Origin of the sequence: Pseudomonas sp. MSSRFD41 (assembly GCF_014230245.1) — a bacterium.
In the GTDB taxonomy this organism is placed as follows: Bacteria; Pseudomonadota; Gammaproteobacteria; order Pseudomonadales; family Pseudomonadaceae; genus Aquipseudomonas; species Aquipseudomonas piscis.
The window spans coordinates 259,897-278,771 of sequence record NZ_JACKZK010000002.1 but is presented as its reverse complement, the minus strand read 5'-3'; the positions used below and the strand labels follow the sequence as shown (position 1 = coordinate 278,771).

General features: G+C 64.3%; 12 protein-coding genes. 4 read left to right on the top strand and 8 right to left on the bottom strand.

The annotated features are described in order from the left end of the window. Positions 1-75: 75 nt before the first annotated feature. From H7A76_RS04910 to glnE, 8 genes are all read right to left on the bottom strand, one after another. On the bottom strand, positions 76-1,530 hold the full coding sequence (locus H7A76_RS04910) for a lipopolysaccharide kinase InaA family protein (protein WP_185697464.1): 1,455 nt from the start codon (positions 1,528-1,530) through the stop codon (positions 76-78). Continuing rightward, positions 1,530-2,282, bottom strand: a complete 753-nt coding sequence (locus H7A76_RS04905) for a lipopolysaccharide kinase InaA family protein (protein WP_185697463.1) — start codon at positions 2,280-2,282, stop codon at positions 1,530-1,532. Before H7A76_RS04905 ends, H7A76_RS04910 begins: the two co-directional genes overlap by 1 nt. Next, on the bottom strand, positions 2,279-3,013 hold the full coding sequence (locus H7A76_RS04900; RefSeq protein WP_185697462.1) for a lipopolysaccharide kinase InaA family protein: 735 nt from the start codon (positions 3,011-3,013) through the stop codon (positions 2,279-2,281). Before H7A76_RS04900 ends, H7A76_RS04905 begins: the two co-directional genes overlap by 4 nt. Next, a complete protein-coding gene (gene rfaP, locus H7A76_RS04895) occupies positions 3,013-3,819 on the bottom strand; it encodes a lipopolysaccharide core heptose(I) kinase RfaP (protein ID WP_185697461.1) in 807 nt (268 codons plus the stop codon). The genes H7A76_RS04900 and rfaP overlap by 1 nt, the downstream gene beginning before the upstream one ends. Next, positions 3,816-4,940 (bottom strand): glycosyltransferase family 4 protein, encoded by a 1,125-nt coding sequence (locus H7A76_RS04890; protein ID WP_185697460.1) that lies wholly within the window; start codon positions 4,938-4,940, stop codon positions 3,816-3,818. Before H7A76_RS04890 ends, rfaP begins: the two co-directional genes overlap by 4 nt. Then, positions 4,940-6,001, bottom strand: a complete 1,062-nt coding sequence (gene waaC / locus H7A76_RS04885; RefSeq protein WP_185697459.1) for a lipopolysaccharide heptosyltransferase I — start codon at positions 5,999-6,001, stop codon at positions 4,940-4,942. The genes H7A76_RS04890 and waaC overlap by 1 nt, the downstream gene beginning before the upstream one ends. Before the next feature lies 1 nt (position 6,002). Beyond that, on the bottom strand, positions 6,003-7,037 hold the full coding sequence (gene waaF, locus H7A76_RS04880) for a lipopolysaccharide heptosyltransferase II (RefSeq protein WP_185697458.1): 1,035 nt from the start codon (positions 7,035-7,037) through the stop codon (positions 6,003-6,005). 133 nt (positions 7,038-7,170) lie between these two features. Further along, positions 7,171-10,110: a bifunctional [glutamate--ammonia ligase]-adenylyl-L-tyrosine phosphorylase/[glutamate--ammonia-ligase] adenylyltransferase gene (gene glnE, locus H7A76_RS04875; protein WP_185697457.1), complete on the bottom strand. Its 2,940-nt coding sequence runs from the start codon at positions 10,108-10,110 to the stop codon at positions 7,171-7,173. A 380-nt stretch (positions 10,111-10,490) separates the two neighbouring features. Between glnE and aceE the strand changes: the two genes are divergently transcribed. The 4 genes from aceE to msrA all read left to right on the top strand — a co-directional run bounded on the left by aceE (position 10,491) and on the right by msrA (position 18,831). Continuing rightward, positions 10,491-13,136 carry a pyruvate dehydrogenase (acetyl-transferring), homodimeric type gene (gene aceE, locus H7A76_RS04870; protein ID WP_185697456.1) on the top strand — a complete coding sequence of 882 codons (2,646 nt, stop codon included), beginning with the start codon at positions 10,491-10,493 and terminating at the stop codon, positions 13,134-13,136. 11 nt (positions 13,137-13,147) lie between these two features. Further along, entirely contained in the window at positions 13,148-15,103 is a 1,956-nt protein-coding gene (aceF, locus tag H7A76_RS04865; RefSeq protein WP_185697455.1) for a dihydrolipoyllysine-residue acetyltransferase, read from the top strand. 314 nt (positions 15,104-15,417) lie between these two features. Continuing rightward, positions 15,418-18,111, top strand: a complete 2,694-nt coding sequence (locus H7A76_RS04860; protein ID WP_185697454.1) for a putative bifunctional diguanylate cyclase/phosphodiesterase — start codon at positions 15,418-15,420, stop codon at positions 18,109-18,111. Positions 18,112-18,180: 69 nt separating this feature from the next. Next, complete coding sequence (msrA, locus tag H7A76_RS04855) at positions 18,181-18,831, top strand: peptide-methionine (S)-S-oxide reductase MsrA (RefSeq protein WP_185697453.1); 651 nt, start codon at positions 18,181-18,183, stop codon at positions 18,829-18,831. Positions 18,832-18,875 lie beyond the last annotated feature (44 nt).

Here is an 18,875-nt window from a genome sequence, read left to right as displayed (position 1 = left end):
CCGCGCCATCGCCGCCACGACCCAGGAACATCCTCCAGGCTCATCGCGGCGATGGCAGCGACCACAGGTCGCAGGTCAGGCCTCAGACGCGCTGGGAGCCTTGGGCAGGCGCTGATCAATCACTTGATACAACTTGCTGCTTTCAGGCCAGTTGCGCATGAAACGTGCGCGATCACGGGCATAAGCCGCAGCGAAACTCCCCACGCTGGAATGCTGGCACATGGAATCCAGGTCGATCAGGGACCAGCGATCCTCCTGCCAGAACAGGTTATGCCCCTTCAGGTCGCCATGGCTGATGCGCTCCCTGAGCAAACTCGCGAAGAGCAGGTCCAGGGCCCGCAGCTCCGGCTCAGGCGCCTCGCCACTGTCGACGAACGGCGCGAAGCGCTCGATGATGTCCGGCCCCGGCAGGTACTCGGTCACCAGGTAGGCCCGCCGGCGCAGCCAGAGGAAACGTCGCTCCAGCACGGCCAGGGGCGTGGGCGTGGCGATGCCGAGGAAGGCCAGGCGATTGCCTTCGCGCCATGAGTGCCAGGCCCGGCTGGGACGCCAGAAACGCTTGAGCCAGTGGGCGAAGCCCTTGATGTTGTAGCGCTTGAGCACCAGGGTGCGCCCCGCGGACTCGATCCGGCCGACACTGGCCGCGCCACCGGTCTTGTACAGATGCCCCTGGTCCAGCAGGGCGTCGGCCTGCTCCAGCACCGGCAGCATCGCCGCCTCTTCCTCGCGCCGGATCGCCCTCAGGGCGAAAGGCCCGCGATGCACGCTGAACAGCGTGCACTCGCGGCCGACCTTGCTCAGGAAATCCCGCAGGCGCCAGCCTCGCACCTTGTCCACCTGCTTCTGCAATGCCTCCAGGGGCAGCGCATGCTCGGCATTGGCCAGCAGGTAATGCACCAGCAACTCCTCGGTGAAGGGCTCGAGGCTCTTGGGGAGCTGGGCGAAGAACACCCCGAGATTCTCCAGGACTTTCTGCCGCGACAGGGGCTTGCCCGCCTCTTCGACGCAGATGCCCGCACCATCGATCAGGTGCAACTGGCCATCGTGGCGCAACAGGTTGTCCAGGTGCAGGTCTTCCTGCCACAGGCCCTTGGCGTGCAACCGGGCAATCGCCCCCAGTGCCTCGGCCAGGACCTCGACCTGCTCATCGGCCAGCACTGGCAAGGCCTGCACCTGGCTCCAGGCGTCGCCCAGGCTCCGTGCCCCCTCCAGGAACTCGAAGAGCAGCCAGCCGCCCTCGCCTTCCTGCAAGCCATCGGCCAGCAGCAATGGCGTGGTCAGCCCCTGTTCCGCCAGCAGGCGCACACCTTGCAGTTCCCGCTGGAAATGCCGTGCCGCCTTGGGGCCGACCAACAACTTGGCCAGCACCGTGCGCCCACGCCAGACCCCGGCGCCGACGTAACGCTGCCCCGGCAGCACGCGCAGCACACTCAATAACTGCAACTGCGCCGCACCAGCGGCGTCCGCCAACTCCAGGCTCAGGGGCAGGGTCGGATTGCGTCCTGCATTCTTCAGCTCGGACAAACGCATCAGCGAGATTCCTTGTGGCTGCTGCGGGCACTGAGTCGGGCGACCCAGGCGTCCAGCAGGGAGCTGTCCAGGGGCTGGTCGAGGTAGGCCGCCAACAGGTAGCGCACATCCTCGACGCTCCACACCGAAGCCCGGCGCAACAGGGGCTCGAGATCCTTGACCCGGTCGCGCTGGCCGAACAGCAATGGCCGGGTTTTCTCCAGGTCGATCAATTGCGCCTGGTAACCCGCCCCTTCCGGGCGCAGGAAAATATGCTTGGGGTAGAAGCAGCCATGTACCTGGCGCCGGCCGTGCAGCTGGCGGGCCAATTGCCCACAGGCCTCGAGCACCGCCCGGCGCTGGGGCTCGGGCATCTGCGCCCATTGCGCCAGCAGCGCATCCAGGTCGTCCCAACCATCCAGGGCCCGGGTCATGAGGATCGCCCGAGTCTGGCCATCGACCTTGCGCATGCCGAAGAACACCGCCTGCAAGGCCGGGATACCCAGCTCCTGATAGCGCCGGATATTGCGAAACTCGCGGGAGAAGCTCGGCTCGCCGAACGGATGGCGCAGGGTCCGGGTCAGGTAGTTGGTTTGCCGCTTGAGGTAGAACCCACGCCCCTCCACGTCCAGGCGATAGACACTGCTATGGCCGCCACGGCCGGTATTGGGTTCGTCCACCGCATCCAGTTGCCTGGCCCACAGCTGGTCGAAAGTGCCAAGGCCGTTGCGCTCCAGCAGAACACGTTCCTCGGACGCCAGGAAATCAGTCATTCACGTCCCTCGAAAAATCTCACCACGTGGCGAATACGCTCCTTGTCGGAGGCACTCAAGCGATCGCGCTGGCGATACTGCAGGTAGAAGCGCAAGCGCTGGGTGGCGGAAAGATGGTACTTGGCCACCTTGTCCAGGCAGGCCAGGTCCTTGGTGATCCGGTACTTGAGCCAGAACCCGCGCCAGAAATCGCCGTTCGGACAGTCGATCAGGTACAGGCGGTCCTGATCATCGACCAGCAGGTTGCGCCATTTCAGATCGTTATGAGTGAAACGATGGTCATGCATGACGCGGGTGTAGGCAGCCAGCTGGCGGCTGATCCCGTCGACCCAGCGCCGGTCCTTGAGCTTGGGGTCGTTGCGCTCGGCCAGCACCGACAAATCCTCGGTCCGCGGTAGCTCGCGAGTGATCATCGCCCCCCGGGAGTATGCCAGGCAGCGCCGCTCCAGGCCCCAGGCCACCACCTCGGCAGTGGGAATGCCCCACTTGGAGAAGCGCTTGAGGTTCTGCCACTCGAACTTGACCCGGGGCTTGCCCAGGTAGCGCCGCAGGTTCTTGCCGGCACCGGTGTAGCGCTTGACGTAATAGTTGACCCCGTCACGTTCGACACGCACGACATCGGACAGCGGGTCGCGAGTCAGATGCTCACCCTCGAGGGCGAAAACCCCTTCCAGGCTGCCGAAATCTTGTGCCAATGCCTGGTAGGCAGGGTCCAGGTTCCAGCTAGCCATCAGAGCGCATCTCCGTACCTTTGCTTGCGTGCGTAGAGTTTTTCAGCCTTGCCCTCGAGCCAGGCCAGCAGCGGCGCCTCCTCGGCGAGAATCCGCCGCAGCGGTTGCTGGAAGTAACCCTTGAGGAAGCGCAGCTTGTCACGACGCGTCAGGCCGATATCCAGGGCCGAGAAGTACAGGGCCGCCAGGTCCTTGTTACGCCAGCGCCGGGTGATCTTCGCACGGGTCTGGGCCCGGTGCAGGTCGATCAGCGACAGCTTCAATGTCCCCGGAGTGATCGGTCGGTCGGTGTGCAGCAGGAAGTGGCAGATGTAGCAGTCGCGATGGTTGACCCCGGCGCGATGCATGGTGCCGGTCATGCGCGCCACCTCGGCGATCAGCGCCCGCTTGAGCGCAGGTGCCGGCGGCTGCTTGACCCAATCGATACTGAAGTCCTCGAGGCTGATGGTCGGCGCCAGCTCCTCGGTGACGATGAACGAATGCTGGTTCGCCGGGTTGGCGCCGCGCTCGCCATAGGCCACGGCGGTCATGGTGGGCACACCGGCCTGGTGCAGGCGTTCCAGGGCCAGCCATTCCTGACCGGCACCCAGCACCGGCAGCTTGGCGGTCACCAGGTTCTTGGCGATCTCGCCCCAGCCGATCCCCCGGTGGATCTTCACGAAATACCCACGGCCGGCGACTTCCGTACGCAAGGTACGGCGCGCTTCCAGCTCGCGATAGACCTGGCCCTTGAGCTCCTCGACGGCGGTGAACGCATCGCGTCCAGCCCAGAGGCTCTTGAAGGGCTCGGCAAGCATCAACTTCATCGGTGTTGCTCCGCCAGAATCACATCCGCAGCGTGCTGCGGCATGCTGTAGAGGTCGGCCGTCTCGGCGAACGCCAGGCCGTTTCGGCTCCAGGTCGCGCGTGCAGCATCGTCGGTCAACATGGTGGTGAGGTATTGGTTGAGCTGCGCCTGCTCCAGCGGTTCATCCAGCACCAGGCCGCTTTCGGCCTCGGCGATGTAGTGGGCATAACCGCAAACCGCGCTGACCAGCACCGGCAGGCCGGCGACCAGGGCCTCCAGCAGCACGGTCCCGGTATTTTCGTTGTAGGCCGGGTGGATCAGCAGGTCGGCGCCCAACAGGAAACGCGGGATATCGCTGCGCCCCTTCATGAACTGCACCTGGTCACTCAACCCCAGGGCGGCGCTCTGCACCTGGAATACCTTGGGGTCGTCCTGGCCGATTACAAATAGCCGGGTGCGTTTCTTCAGCGCCGCAGGCAAGGCCGCCAGGGCCTTGAGGCTGCGATCCACGCCCTTGGTCTTGAACCCGGAACCGATCTGCACCAGCAGCAGGTCGTCGTCCTTGAGGTCGAACTCGCGGCGGAACCCGGCACGGATCTCGGCCGCGTTGGCCGGCGCCCGACGGTCCTGGGCAATCCCGGGTGGCAGCAGGTGGAAACGCGACAGCGGGGTGTCGTAGTGCTTGATGAACAGCGGTTGCTGGACTTCGGAGATCATCAGGATCTCGGTCTTGGCATCCCTGGCGAACACCGCCCGTTCATACTCGGCGAAATGCCGGTAGCGACCCCAGCGCCGGTACAGGGAATGCCGCAGGTTCTGCGCCTTGTCCTCGAAGCAGCCATCGGCCGCGTAGTAGACATCCAGCCCGGGCATCTTGTTGAAGCCCACCAGCCGGTCCACCGGACGCTTGGCCAGGTCGGCCGCCATCCAGGCACTGAGTTTTTCATTGCGATGATGGTTGAACAGCGCCTTGACCGGCGCCACCAGTACCTCGAAACCAGGGGGCACGTCACCTTCCCAGATCAGGGTATAGACGCGGATCTGGTGGCCGCGCCGCTGGCACTCCAGGGCAATGCGCATGAAATCGCGCTGCAAGCCGCCAAAGGGAAAATACTTATAAAGGACAAAAGCCAATTGCATCAGCGTGGCTCCTCAGCCAATAACAAGGCGCTCAGTCGGCTGGCGACACGCTCGGGGTTGAGGCGGGTAAAGCACAGGGGCCACTCGCGCTTGAGATCGAACCGCTGCCGGTCCACGGCGGTCGGCTGGTAGGTGCACTGCTTCTGCAGGCAAGGGGCACAGGGGAAGTTGCTCCCCAGGTGGATCTGCATCCGCCCATAGGCACCGGTCAGCCCCGGATTGGTCGGGCCGAACAGCGAGATGGTGGGCACATCCAGGGCGGCGGCAAGGTGCCCCAGCCCGGTATCCACGGCGACACAGGCCCGGGCGTCGACCAGCACCCGGGCCACGCCGGCCAGGTTCAGCCTGGGCAGTACCGTGGCGTTCTTCAGGCCGCTGGCGATACGCTCGGCCCGGGCCTTCTCGGCGACATTGCCCCAGGGCAACTTGACCTCGACCCCGAACATGCCCATGCGCTCGGCCAGCTCGCGCCAGTAGGCTTCGGGCCAGTGCTTGGTGTCCCAGGTGGTGCCATGCAGGAACAGCACGAAAGGATTCTTGCGTGGCAGCTCCACCAGCTTTTCGGCATCCAGGCCGTAGTCGCCCATCCCCTGGGGCAGGTCATAACCCAGGGCCAAGGCGAACAGCTGGCGCACCCGCTCCACGGCATGCTGCCCACGGGCCACCGCCAGGCGCCGGGAATAAAAACGCGAAGCCAGCGGCTCGCGGGCCGAATGCTTGTCCAGCCCGGCCACCGGCGCGCGCACGTAGCGGGTCAGCCAGGCGCTCTTGAGCAGGCCCTGGGCATCGATCACCAGGTCGTACTTGGTCGAGCGCACGCTCTGCTTGAAGCGCCGCCACTCGCCGCTCTTGATGGTCTGCCAGATATTCTTGCGCCAGCGGCGGATCGCCACCGGGATCACCTTGCCTACCGCCGGGTGCCAGGTGGGAATCTCGGCGAAACCCTCTTCCACCACCCAGTCGAACTTGATCCCCGGGATCGCCCGCGCGGCATCGGTGACGGCCGGCAAGGCGTGAATCACGTCACCCAGGGAAGAGGTCTTGATCAACAGTACCCGCAACTTATCGAACCTCGACCGCAGTGCCCTGCAACCGCTGCAGGGCCTCGTTCACCGACTGCGGCATCAACTGGCGCAGGCAGTTGTAATGGCCGAAGCGGCAGGTGCGGTCAAAGCACGGACTGCATTCGATACCCAGGCGCACCACTTCGACCTGATCGGCCAGGGGCGGGGTGAAACCCGGCGAGGTGGAGCCGTACACCGCCACCAGCGGACGGTTCAACGCGGCGGCCACGTGCATCAGCCCGGAGTCGTTGGACACCACGGAATCGGCACAGGACAGCAGGTCGATGGCCTCGGCCAGGGAGGTCTCGCCACTGAGGTTGACCGACTCCTCGCGCAGGCCGGGAATCAGCCGGCTGCGGATTTCCTCGCCCACGGCGTGATCGTTCTTCGAGCCGAACAGCCAGACCTGCCAACCGTCACGGATCCTGGCCTCGGCCACCTGGGCGTAGTGCTCCGACGGCCAGCGCTTGGCCTCGCCGAACTCGGCTCCCGGGCACAGCGCCAGGACCGGACGGTCCAGGACCAGGCCGAACTTGGCCAAGGCCGCGTCACGGCTCTGCGGATCGATCTGCAGGCTGGGCCGGGGATAAGGCGCAGGCAGGTCGGCGCCGGGCTCGTAGGCCAGGGCCATGAACCGCTCGATCATCAACGGATAACGCTCTTTATCGAGCTTGCGCACATCGTTGAGCAGGCCGTAGCGGAACTCGCCACGCCAGCCGGTGCGCTTGGGAATGCCGGCGAAGAACGGCACCAGCGCCGACTTCAGCGAATTGGGCAGCAGGATGGCCTGATCGTACTGGCCGGCCAGGGATTTGCCGATGCCGCGCCGGGTCGCCAGCTCCAGGACCCCGTGGCCCAGGGGGAAACTCAGGGCCCGGCGCACCTGGGGCATGCGTTCGAGGATCGGCCGGCTCCATTCGGGGGCCAGCACGTCGATCTCGCATTGAGGATGGCGCTGCTTCAGGCACTCGAAGAGTGTCTGCGCCATCACCATGTCACCGACCCAACTGGGCCCAACGATCAGAATATTCATGTGGTTTCCATAAACGAGCCGGGGAGGCATACGCCTCCCCGCCTCGAGAATCCAGCACCGCGGCCTCAGCCGCCGGTTCAGTTTTGGCGAGCCGCAAGGCCCGCCGAGTACATGACGGCCCCTGTCAGGCCGCCTAGCTTAGCCCCAGCGCGTGCCAAATCCGCAACACTTCCCGCCGCTCGGTCACGAATTGATCACCGGTGATGATCCCGGCCTCATTCTGCAACGCCTGTCGATGAGCGGCGGAACGGTAGGCCTTGTAGACCTCGCGCAGCAGGCTGGCATCGCTCGCCGACATCAGCCCGACTTCTTCCAGGCCTTCCAGGATGCGGATGTTATCGGTATAGCGCAGCAATGACGGGTGCTCTTCGGACCACGCCAGGGCCGCGTATTGCACCATAAATTCGATATCGACGATACCTCCGGCGTCCTGCTTGAGGTCGAAGGGCGCCGTGGCTTCGAAGGCATTGGCGGCCGTACCGGCGGCGGTCAGGCGGCTACCCAGGTTGTCGCGCATCTTGGCCCGCATATCGCTGACCTCCTGGCGCAGCTTGGCCAGGTCGCGATGCCTGCCCAGCACGGCGGCCCGGACCTTTTCGAAAGCCTGGCCGACATCCTGGCTGCCCACCAGTACGCGGGCCCGCACCAGCGCCTGGTGCTCCCAGGTCCAGGCCTCGTTCTCCTGGTACCGGCCGAAGGCCCCCAGGGAACTGACCAGCAGGCCCGAAGCGCCGGATGGCCGCAGGCGCATGTCCACCTCGTAGAGCTGGCCGGAGTTGGTCTGGGTGGTCAGCAGGTGGATGATGCGCTGGCCGAGCCGGGTGAAGAATTGCGCGCCATCGATGGGCTTGGGTCCATCGGTCTCGGCCTGGGGATCGCCATCGTGGATGAACACCAGGTCCAGGTCGGACCCGTGGCCCAGCTCGATACCGCCGACCTTGCCATAGCCGACGATGATGAAACCCGGATCGCACAGGGTGCCGTCGGTACGCAGCGGCGCACCATGGCGGGCCACGGTCTGGCGCCAGGCCAGCGCCAACACCTGCTCGAGGATCGCCTCGGCCAGCCAGGTCAGGTAGTCGCTGACCTTCATCAAGGGCAGGCTGCCGGCGATCTCCGATGCCGCCACGCGCAAGCGATGGGCCAGCTTGAAATGGCGCAACGCCTCCATCTGCTGTTCCAGGTCGTCCTCGGGAATCCGCGTCAGGCGCTCACGCAGCTCGGCCGCCAGCTCCGGCGCCAGGGGCGGCTTGAACAGCCGACCTTCATTGAGCAACTCATCCAGCAGCAGCGGGAAGCGGGTGATCTGCTCGGCAATCCATGGGCTGGCCGCGCACAAGGTCAACAGGCGGCGCAACGCGCCAGGGTTCTCGGTGAGCAATACCAGGTAGGCCGAGCGCCGCGCCACCGCCTCCACCAGGGGCAGCACCCGCTCCAGCACCAGGTCCGGGCTGGCATGTTCCACCGCCTGGGCCAGCAGGCGTGGAATGAAGGCATCCAGCCGTTCGCGCCCCAGGCGCTGCATGGCCCGCAACTGCGCACTGCCGCGCAGGCTGGCCAGGGCCCGCAAGGCCTTGGGCGCATCGACGAAACCAGCGTCCTGCAATTGGCGGCAAGCCGCTTCTTCATCCTGGGCTTCTTCCCACAACGGCAGCCACTCGCCGCCCACCACGACCTCGCTCTGGGCACCTTCGTCTTCATCGGGATCGGCGATCACCTGGCGGAAATGCCATTCCACCCGGGCCCGCCAATGCATCAATCGCTCATGGAAGGCCTCCCAGTCGGCAAACCCCAGCATGAAGGCGACCCGCGCCTGGTCCTGGGGATTGTCCGGGAGCATCTGGGTCTGGCGGTCGGCGATGGCCTGGATCGCATGCTCGGTATAGCGCAGGAATTCATAACCCTCGCGCAGCTCGCCGACCACCGCCGGCGGCAGGTAGCCCTGCCCTTCCAGGGTCCCCAATACCTTTAATAGAGGACGCTGCTGCAAGCTCAGGTCGCGACCGCCATGGATCAGCTGGAACGCCTGGGCGATGAACTCCACTTCACGGATACCGCCCGAGCCCAGCTTGATGTTGTCGGCCATGCCCTTGCGCCGCACTTCCTGCTGGATCAGCTGCTTCATGGTGCGCAGCGCCTCGATGGCGGAAAAGTCCAGGTAACGGCGGTAGACGAAGGGCCGCAGCAATTCCAGCAATTGGGCGCCGGAGGCCTGGTCGCCGGCCACCACCCGCGCCTTGATCATCGCGTAGCGTTCCCAGTCGCGCCCCTGGTCTTGGTAGTACTGTTCCAGGGCATTGAAGCTCAGGACCAGGGCCCCCGAGGAGCCATAGGGACGCAGGCGCATATCGACGCGAAACACGAAGCCGTCGACGGTCATCGGGTCCAGGGCCTTGATCAGGCGTTGCCCCAGGCGGATGAAGAACTCCTGGTTGTCCAGCCCCCGCTTGGCCCCGACGGTCTCGCCGCCTTCGGGGTAGGCGAAGATCAGGTCGATGTCCGACGACAGGTTGAGTTCCACGGCCCCCAGCTTGCCCATGCCCAGGATGACCATCTGCTGTGGCTCGCCGCTGCGGTGGCCGGTGGGCACGCCGAACTGCTGGCAATGGCGCAGGTACAACCATTGGTAGGCCTGGTCGATGCAGGCATCGGCCAGGTCGGAAAGATCGCGGCAGGTCTGCACCAGGTCCGCCTGGCGGGTCAGGTCGCGCCAGATGATCCGCACCTGCTGCCGGGTGCGCTGGCGACGCAGCACTCGCCCCAGTTGGTCTTCGGTCTCGGCCGCCTGCACCGCCGCGGCGATCTGCGCGCATAGCTCGCCCGGGGCGAAACCGCGATCCAGCTCGCCGGAACGGACCAGCTCCAGCAGCATCGAGGGATCACGCAGGCTCTGATCGATGACGAAGTCGCTGGCGGCACAAACCCGGGCGAATTCGCCCCATCGCTCGGCACTCCAGTCCGCCACTGCGGCGTCATCTTCCAGGGCGGCCACCGCATTGCGAAACGACTGCTCCGCACGGCTGACCAGTGGCAGGAGAATCGCGGGGACTTGGGCAAGCGAGGGCAGGCTCATGGGCTATCCTTGATGGGCGTGGAACGTGCAGGCTGAGGGAGAGGTAGAGGACAAGCAGCGGCGGACTGTCGAACAAAAGTTAGAAATAGCTGAAAATAGATTTTTTTTAGCAGCCAGCATCAACCCACCATCTATCCGCGTCATTCATTGACCAAGAGTAACGATTATTCTCACAACACAGCAGGAGGCCACGAGCCATTCTTCTGTAGTTTTACTACTCGTCTATACATTCGAAAGGCTGAAACGGTCGATGATTTGTAGTAAAACTACACATCGCTGGAGCAACCTCCGGCAATCCAAGAATTCATAACGTCTGCCCACAAGGCCAGTCGCAAACTCAGGCAACCGATTCTGGAAGCCTTTCCGCCCTGGAGCAAGCCATGCAAGACCTCGATCCCGTCGAAACCCAGGAATGGCTGGACGCCCTGGAATCGGTTCTCGACAAAGAAGGCGAAGACCGCGCTCACTACCTGATGACCCGCATGGGTGAACTCGCGACCCGCAGCGGCTCGCAACTGCCCTACGCCATCACCACGCCTTATCGCAACACTATCCCCGTCACCCACGAAGCACGCATGCCTGGCGACCTGTTCATGGAACGCCGCATTCGCTCGCTGGTGCGCTGGAACGCGATGGCCATGGTGATGCGCACGAACCTGAGGGATTCCGACCTGGGCGGTCACATCTCCAGCTTCGCCTCCAGCGCCACCCTGTACGACATCGGCTTCAACTATTTCTTCCAGGCCCCGACCGACGAGCACGGCGGCGACCTGATCTACTTCCAGGGCCACACCTCCCCTGGCGTCTACGCTCGCGCCTTCATGGAAGGCCGCATCAGCGAAGAACAGATGAACAACTTCCGCCAGGAAGTGGATGGCAACGGCCTGTCGTCCTATCCACACCCATGGCTGATGCCTGACTTCTGGCAGTTCCCGACCGTTTCCATGGGCCTGGGCCCGATCCAGGCGATCTACCAGGCACGCTTCATGAAGTACCTGGAGGCTCGCGGCTTCATCCCTGCCGGCAAGCAGAAGGTCTGGTGCTTCCTGGGCGACGGCGAGTGCGACGAGCCGGAAGCCCTGGGCGCCATCTCCCTGGCTGGCCGCGAGAAGCTGGACAACCTGATCTTCGTCATCAACTGCAACCTGCAGCGCCTCGACGGCCCGGTTCGCGGCAACGGCAAGATCATCCAGGAACTCGAAGGCGTGTTCCGTGGTGCCCAGTGGAACGTCACCAAGGTCATCTGGGGCCGCTTCTGGGACCCACTGCTGGCCAAGGACGTCGACGGCATCCTGCAGCGCCGCATGGACGAAGTCATCGACGGCGAGTACCAGAACTACAAGGCCAAGGACGGCGCGTTCGTCCGCGAGCACTTCTTCAACACCCCTGAACTCAAGGCGATGGTTGCCGATCTGTCCGACGACGAGATCTGGAAACTCAACCGCGGTGGCCACGACCCGTACAAGGTCTATGCGGCCTACCACCAGGCGGTCAACCACAAAGAGCAGCCGACCGTCATCCTGGCCAAGACCATCAAGGGTTATGGCACCGGCGCCGGCGAAGCGAAGAACACCGCGCACAACACCAAGAAGGTCGACGTCGAGAGCCTGAAGCTGTTCCGCGACCGCTTCGACATCCCGGTCAAGGACGAAGACCTGGAACACCTGCCGTTCTTCAAGCCGGAAGCCGGCAGCGCCGAGGCCCGCTACCTGAGCGAGCGCCGCACCGCGCTGGGTGGCTTCGTGCCGCAGCGCCGCGCCATGAGCTTCAGCGTGCCGACGCCACCACTGGATACCCTCAAGGCGATCCTCGATGGTTCCGGCGACCGTGAAATCTCCACCACCATGGCCTTCGTGCGCATCCTGGCGCAGCTGGTCAAGGACAAGGAAATCGGCCCGCGCATCGTGCCGATCATCCCGGACGAAGCCCGTACCTTCGGTATGGAAGGCATGTTCCGCCAGCTGGGCATCTACTCCTCGGTCGGCCAGCTCTACGAGCCAGTCGATAAAGACCAGGTGATGTTCTACAAGGAAGACAAGAAGGGCCAGATCCTCGAGGAAGGCATCAACGAAGCGGGCGCCATGAGTTCCTTCATCGCTGCCGGTACTTCGTACTCCAGCCACAACCAGCCGATGCTGCCGTTCTACATCTTCTACTCGATGTTCGGCTTCCAGCGGATCGGCGACCTGGCCTGGGCCGCTGGCGACAGCCGTACCCGTGGCTTCCTGATCGGCGGCACCGCCGGCCGTACCACCCTCAACGGTGAAGGCCTGCAGCACGAAGACGGTCACAGCCACATGCTGGCCGGCACCATCCCGAACTGCCGCACCTACGATCCGACCTACGGCTACGAGCTGGCGGTGATCATCCAGGACGGCATGAAGAAGATGACCGAAGAGCAGCAGGACGTCTTCTACTACATCACCGTGATGAACGAGTCGTATCAGCAGCCAGCCATGCCCGAAGGTGTCGAGGAAGGCATCATCAAGGGCATGTACCTGCTCGAGGAAGACACCCGCGATGCCGCGCACCACGTGCAGCTGATGGGCTCCGGCACCATCCTGCGCGAAGTCCGCGAAGCGGCGAAGATCCTGCGTGACGAGTTCAACGTCGCCGCCGACGTGTGGAGCGTGACCAGCTTCAACGAACTGCGCCGCAACGGCCTGGCCGTGGAACGCAGCAACCGCCTGCACCCGGGCCAGAAGCCACAGCGGAGCTACGTCGAAGAATGCCTGAGCGGTCGCAAAGGGCCGGTCATCGCCTCCACCGACTACATGAAGCTGTTCGCCGAACAAATCCGCCAATGGGTCCCATCCAAGGAATTCAAGGTCCTGGGCACCGACGGTTTCGGCCGCAGCGACAGCCGCAAGAAACTGCGTCACTTCTTCGAAGTCGACCGTCACTTCGTGGTGCTGGCAGCCCTGGAAGCCCTGGCTGACCGTGGCGACATCGAACCCAAGGTCGTGGCCGAGGCCATCGCCAAGTTCGGTATCGACCCGGAAAAACGCAACCCACTGGATTGCTGAGGAGACTTTTTGTGAGTGAACTCATTCGCGTACCTGACATCGGCAGCGGTGAAGGTGAAGTAATCGAACTGATGGTGAAAGTCGGCGATCGCATCGAAGCCGACCAGAGCATCCTGACCCTGGAGTCGGACAAGGCGAGCATGGAAATCCCTGCCCCGAGCGCCGGCGTGGTCAAGAGCGTGAAAGTGAAGCTGGGCGACCGCCTGAAAGAAGGCGACGAACTGCTGGAACTGGACGTCGAGGGCGCCGCCGCTGCGGCCCCTGCACCTGCCGCCCAAGCGCCAAAGGCCGAGGCCGCGCCGGCACCGGCAGCGCCTGCCGCTGCGCCGAGCGCCGCACCTGCCGGCACTTCGGTGCAGCAAGTGCACGTGCCGGACATCGGCTCCTCGGGCAAGGCCCAGATCATCGAGCTCCAGGTCAAGGTCGGCGACAGCGTCGAGGCCGACCAGTCGCTGATCACCCTCGAGTCCGACAAGGCCAGCATGGAGATCCCATCGCCAGCCGCCGGCGTGGTCAAGGCCATCAGCGTCAAGCTCAACGATGAAGTCGGTACCGGCGACCTGATCCTGGACCTGGAAGTGGCAGGCGCCGCGGCCCCTGCCGCCGCTCCAGCCCAGGCTCCTGCGGCCGCGCCTGCCGCTGCACCTGCCCCGGCTGCCGCTCCCGCGCCAGCGGCGGCCGACAGCGTGCAGGATATCCACGTTCCGGACATTGGCTCGGCCGGCAAGGCCAAGATCATCGAAGTCATGGTCAAGGCCGGCGACAGCGTCGAAGCCGACCAGTCGCTGATCACCCTCGAATCCGACAAGGCCAGCATGGAAATCCCATCGCCAGCCGCCGGCATCGTGGAAAGCGTATCGATCAAGCTGGACGACGAAGTCGGTACCGGCGACCTGATCCTCAAGCTCAAGGTCAAGGGCGCGGCTCCTGCAGCCGCTCCGGCGCCTGCCGCGCCTGCTCCGGCTGCCGCCCCTGCGCCTGCCAAGGCCGAAGCCGCTCCAGCCGCACCAGCACCAGTCGCCGCAGCAGCTGCCGCGCCTGCCAAGCCAGGTGCCAAGGTGCACGCCGGCCCGGCCGTGCGCCAGCTGGCCCGCGAATTCGGCGTCGAACTGAGCGCCGTGAGCGCCAGTGGCCCGCATGGCCGGATCCTCAAGGAGGACGTGCAGGTCTACGTCAAGGCCATGATGCAGAAGGCCAAGGAAGCTCCAGCCGCCGGCGCGACCGGTGGTGCCGGCATCCCGCCGATCCCGGCCGTGGACTTCAGCAAGTTCGGTGAAGTCGAAGAAGTGGCCATGACCCGCCTGATGCAGGTCGGCGCTTCCAACCTGCACCGCAGCTGGCTGAACGTACCGCACGTGACCCAGTTCGACTCCGCCGACATCACCGAGCTGGAAGCCTTCCGCGTTGCCCAGAAGGCCGTGGCCGAGAAAGCTGGCGTCAAGCTGACAGTCCTGCCGCTGCTGCTCAAGTCCTGCGCCCACCTGCTCAAGGAACTGCCGGACTTCAACAGTTCCCTGGCCCCAAGCGGCAAGGCGATCATTCGCAAGAAGTATGTGCACATCGGCTTCGCCGTGGACACCCCGGATGGCCTGCTGGTCCCCGTGATCAAGAACGTCGACCAGAAGAGCCTGCTGCAACTGGCGGCCGAGGCAGCTTCCCTGGCGGAAAAAGCCCGGACCAAGAAACTCTCCTCGGACGAGATGCAAGGCGCCTGCTTCACCATCTCCAGCCTCGGCCACATTGGCGGCACCGGCTTCACGCCGATCGTCAACGCGCCGGAAGTGGCGATCCTCGGTGTTTCCAAGGCCACCATCCAACCGGTGTGGGACGGCAAGGCCTTCCAACCGAAGCTGATGCTGCCACTGTCGCTGTCCTACGATCACCGGGTGATCAACGGCGCAGCCGCCGCGCGCTTCACCAAGCGCCTGAGCGACCTGCTGGCGGACATCCGTACCATCCTGCTGTAACTCGCGAGCCGACCCTCCTGTCACGGGAGGGCCGGCACCGCCGCCTTTTTCGAGCGCCACGCTCGCACCTCAACCCCGTCAATCTGGCGGGGCTTTTTTTTCCGGAAAAACACCCAGGACCCCGCCATGGACCGAACCATGCAAGTGGCGAAAAGTAACTTTGCAGAAATCCCCTTGGCTGCCGATATAAAGCTTTATAGCACTTGGCCTTCATCTCTCTTGTCAGTCGATGCGCCATGATGCAACCTTGCCGCAGGCAACAGTAAAGAGGGCGTGAGCCCGGCGCGATCAGCAATTTCGAAGCGAGTTTCCCCATGAAAAGCCAACCCGATGCCGCCAGCCGTATGGTGGCCGAGGTAGTGACGCAATTGCCTGTGCCTTCGCGGCTCGGCATGTTGCGTTTCGAACGGCTGAATGAAGCGAGCTGGGCGCTACTGTTTCTCGATCCCAATTGCGAACGCCAGTTCGGCCTGCCCGCCGTGGAACTTTGCGCCCTGATCGGCTCGCCCTATGCCAGCCTGATGGAGCCCGAAGCGCGCTATCAACTGCATGACAACATCCAGCAGCAACTGGCCAGCGCCTCCCATTACCTGGTCCGCTACACCCTGCACACCGTCCAAGGCCCCCTGAGCATCCTGGAACTGGGCGAAGCCTACAAACAGCACAACCGGCACCTGCTGCGTGGCTACCTGCTGGTGGTCGAGGGCCTGTTCGGCAATACTCCGCCGGCACCGCCCCCGGACCTGGAAACCCAGAACAGCCGCCTGCAGATCGCCCTGGAACTCAACCAACGGGCCCAGCAGGAACAACTGCAGCACCTGGAACGGGTACGGGCTCAGCAGGACCTGATCCTGCTACTGACCCGCCAGCGCTACAGCAGCGGCAATTCCCTGAAGGAAGCCGCCGAGCTGATCACCCGCAGTGCCTGCGACATCTACCAGATCGACTGCGCCAGCATCTGGAACCTGGAAGGCCAGCGCCTGGAGCCGATCGCGGCCTACCATCGGGCCACCCAGGAATACCACCTGCCCGACGCCATCGACGCCAGCAGCTTCCCGGACTACATGGAAGCCCTGCACAGTTGCCGCGCCATCGATGCCCAGAACGCCATGCGCGACCCTCGCACCCGGGAAATGGCCGAGAGCCTGCGCCCACGGAACGTGAACGCCATGCTCGACGCCAGCATCCGCATCGATGGCCAGGTGGTCGGGGTGCTGTGCCTGGAACAAACCGGTACCACCCGCGCCTGGCAGTCGGACGAGATCGCCTTCGCCGGCGAGCTGGCCGACCAGTTCGCCCAGGTCATCAACAACCACAATCGCCGGGCCGCCACCAGCGCCCTGCACCTGTTCCAGCGAGCCGTGGAACAGAGCGCCAACGCCTTCCTGCTGGTCAACTGCGATGGCGTGGTGGAATACGTCAACCCCAGCTTCACGGCGATCACCCAATACAGCACCGAGGAAGTCCACGGTCACCGCCTGTCGGAATTACCGGCCCTGGAGAACCTCAGCGAACTGCTGTTCGACGCCCCTTCCAGCCTGGCCAAGAGCAATAGCTGGCAGGGCGAGTTCAAGAGCCGGCGCAAGAACCTCGAGCCGTACTGGGGCCAGCTGTCGATTTCCAAGGTCTATGGCGACAACCGCGAGCTGACCCACTACATCGGCATCTACGAAGACATCACCCAGACCAAGCTGGCCCAGCAGCGCATCGAGCGCCTGGCCTACACCGACAACCTGACCAACCTGGGCAACCGCCCCGCATTCATCCGCAACCTGGATGAACGCTTCGCCCGGGATAGCGATACCCCGATCAGCCTGCTGCTGGTGGACATCGACAACTTCAAGCGGATCAACGACAGCCTCGGCCACCAGACCGGCGACAAACTGCTGATCAGCCTGGCCCGGCGCCTGCGCAACAGCCTGAGCCCCAGCGGCAGCCTGGCGCGCTTCGCCAGCAATGAGTTCGCCGTGCTGCTGGACAACACCGACCTGGAAGCCGGCCAACAGATCGCCAGCCAGTTGCTGATGACCCTGGACAAGCCGATGTTCGTCGACAACCAGTTGATCAGCGTCACCGGCTCCGTGGGCCTGGCCAGCGCGCCGCTGCACGGCCGCGATCCACAGACCTTGATGCGCAACGCCGGCCTGGCGCTGCACAAGGCCAAGGCCAACGGCAAGCACCAGGTGCAGGTGTTCACCGAAGCCCTGAACGCCGAGGCCAGCTACAAGCTGTTCGTCGAGAACAACCTGCGCCGGGCCCTGACCCAGAACGAACTGGACGTGTTCTACCAGCCCAAGCTGTGCCTGCGCAGCGGCCGGCTGCTGGGCATGGAGGCGCTGCTGCGCTGGAATCATCCGGAGAAAGGCATGATCCGCCCGGACCAGTTCATCAGCGTGGCAGAGGAAACCGGGCTGATCATCCCCATCGGCAAGTGGATCGCCCGCCAGGCCTGCCGCATGAGCAAGCAACTGACCGCCGCCGGCATGGGCAACCTGCACGTGGCCATCAACCTGTCGCCCAAGCAGTTCTCCGACCCGGACCTGGTGGCCTCCATCGCCGGCATCCTCAAGGAGGAGCAACTGCCCTCCTCGCTGCTGGAGCTGGAACTGACCGAAGGCCTGCTGCTGGAAGCCACCGACGACACCCACCAGCAACTCGAACAGCTGAAGAAGCTCGGCCTGACCCTGGCCATGGACGACTTCGGCACCGGCTATTCGTCCCTGAGCTACCTGAAGAAATTCCCCATCGATATCATCAAGATCGATCGCAGCTTCATCCACGACATCCCGGACAACCAGGACGACATGGAGATCACCTCGGCGGTGATCGCCATGGCCCACAACCTGAAGATCAAGGTGGTCGCCGAAGGCATCGAGACCGCCGAGCAGCTGGCCTTCCTGCGCCGCCATCGCTGCGACGTCGGCCAGGGCTACCTGTTCGACCGGCCGATACCCGGCACCGAGCTGATCGCCAGGCTCAAGCGTTATCCGCGCGGGCCAATCGCCTGACAGCGTCGCGACACTCGGGCAAACTGCAGGTCTGAATAACGACAATCCAACTGACTGGAGGACTGCTACATGGTCTTGCGCTCGGAAATTCTGGTGAACAAAAACGTGCTACCTACCAAAGAACAAGCTCTGCCTGGCCGCGAAACCCCGATGACACTGCCTGAAAAGCACTTTGTCTTCGAAGACACCCCGCTGCTGGGTCCGTTCTTCCAGGACGTCGACTTCGCGATCTTCGGCCTGGGCTGTTTCTGGGGCGCCGAACGTCGCTTCTGGCAGCGCGAGGGCGTGGTCAGCACCGTGGTCGGTTACGCCGGCGGCTTCACGCCGAACCCGACATATGAAGAGGTCTGCTCGGGCCTGACCGGCCACACCGAAGTGGTGCTGGTGGTGTATGACAAGGCCAAGGTCAGCTACAAAGAACTGCTGGCGATGTTCTGGGAACTGCACAACCCGACCCAGGGCATGCGCCAGGGCAACGATATCGGCACCCAGTACCGCTCGGTGATCTACACCACCAACCCGACCCAGCTGCAGCAGGCGCTGCACAGCAAGGAGGTATTCCAGGCCGAGCTGACCAAGGCAGGCCTGGGCACCATCACCACCGAGATCGAAGAGGCGCCGACCGTCTACTTCGCCGAGGCTTATCACCAGCAGTACCTGGCGAAGAATCCGGAAGGTTATTGCGGTATCGGCGGTACCGGGGTGACCTGCCCGATCTAAAGCAGCTGCAAGCCTCAAGCTGCAAGTGGTAGCGCTGCAGCTTG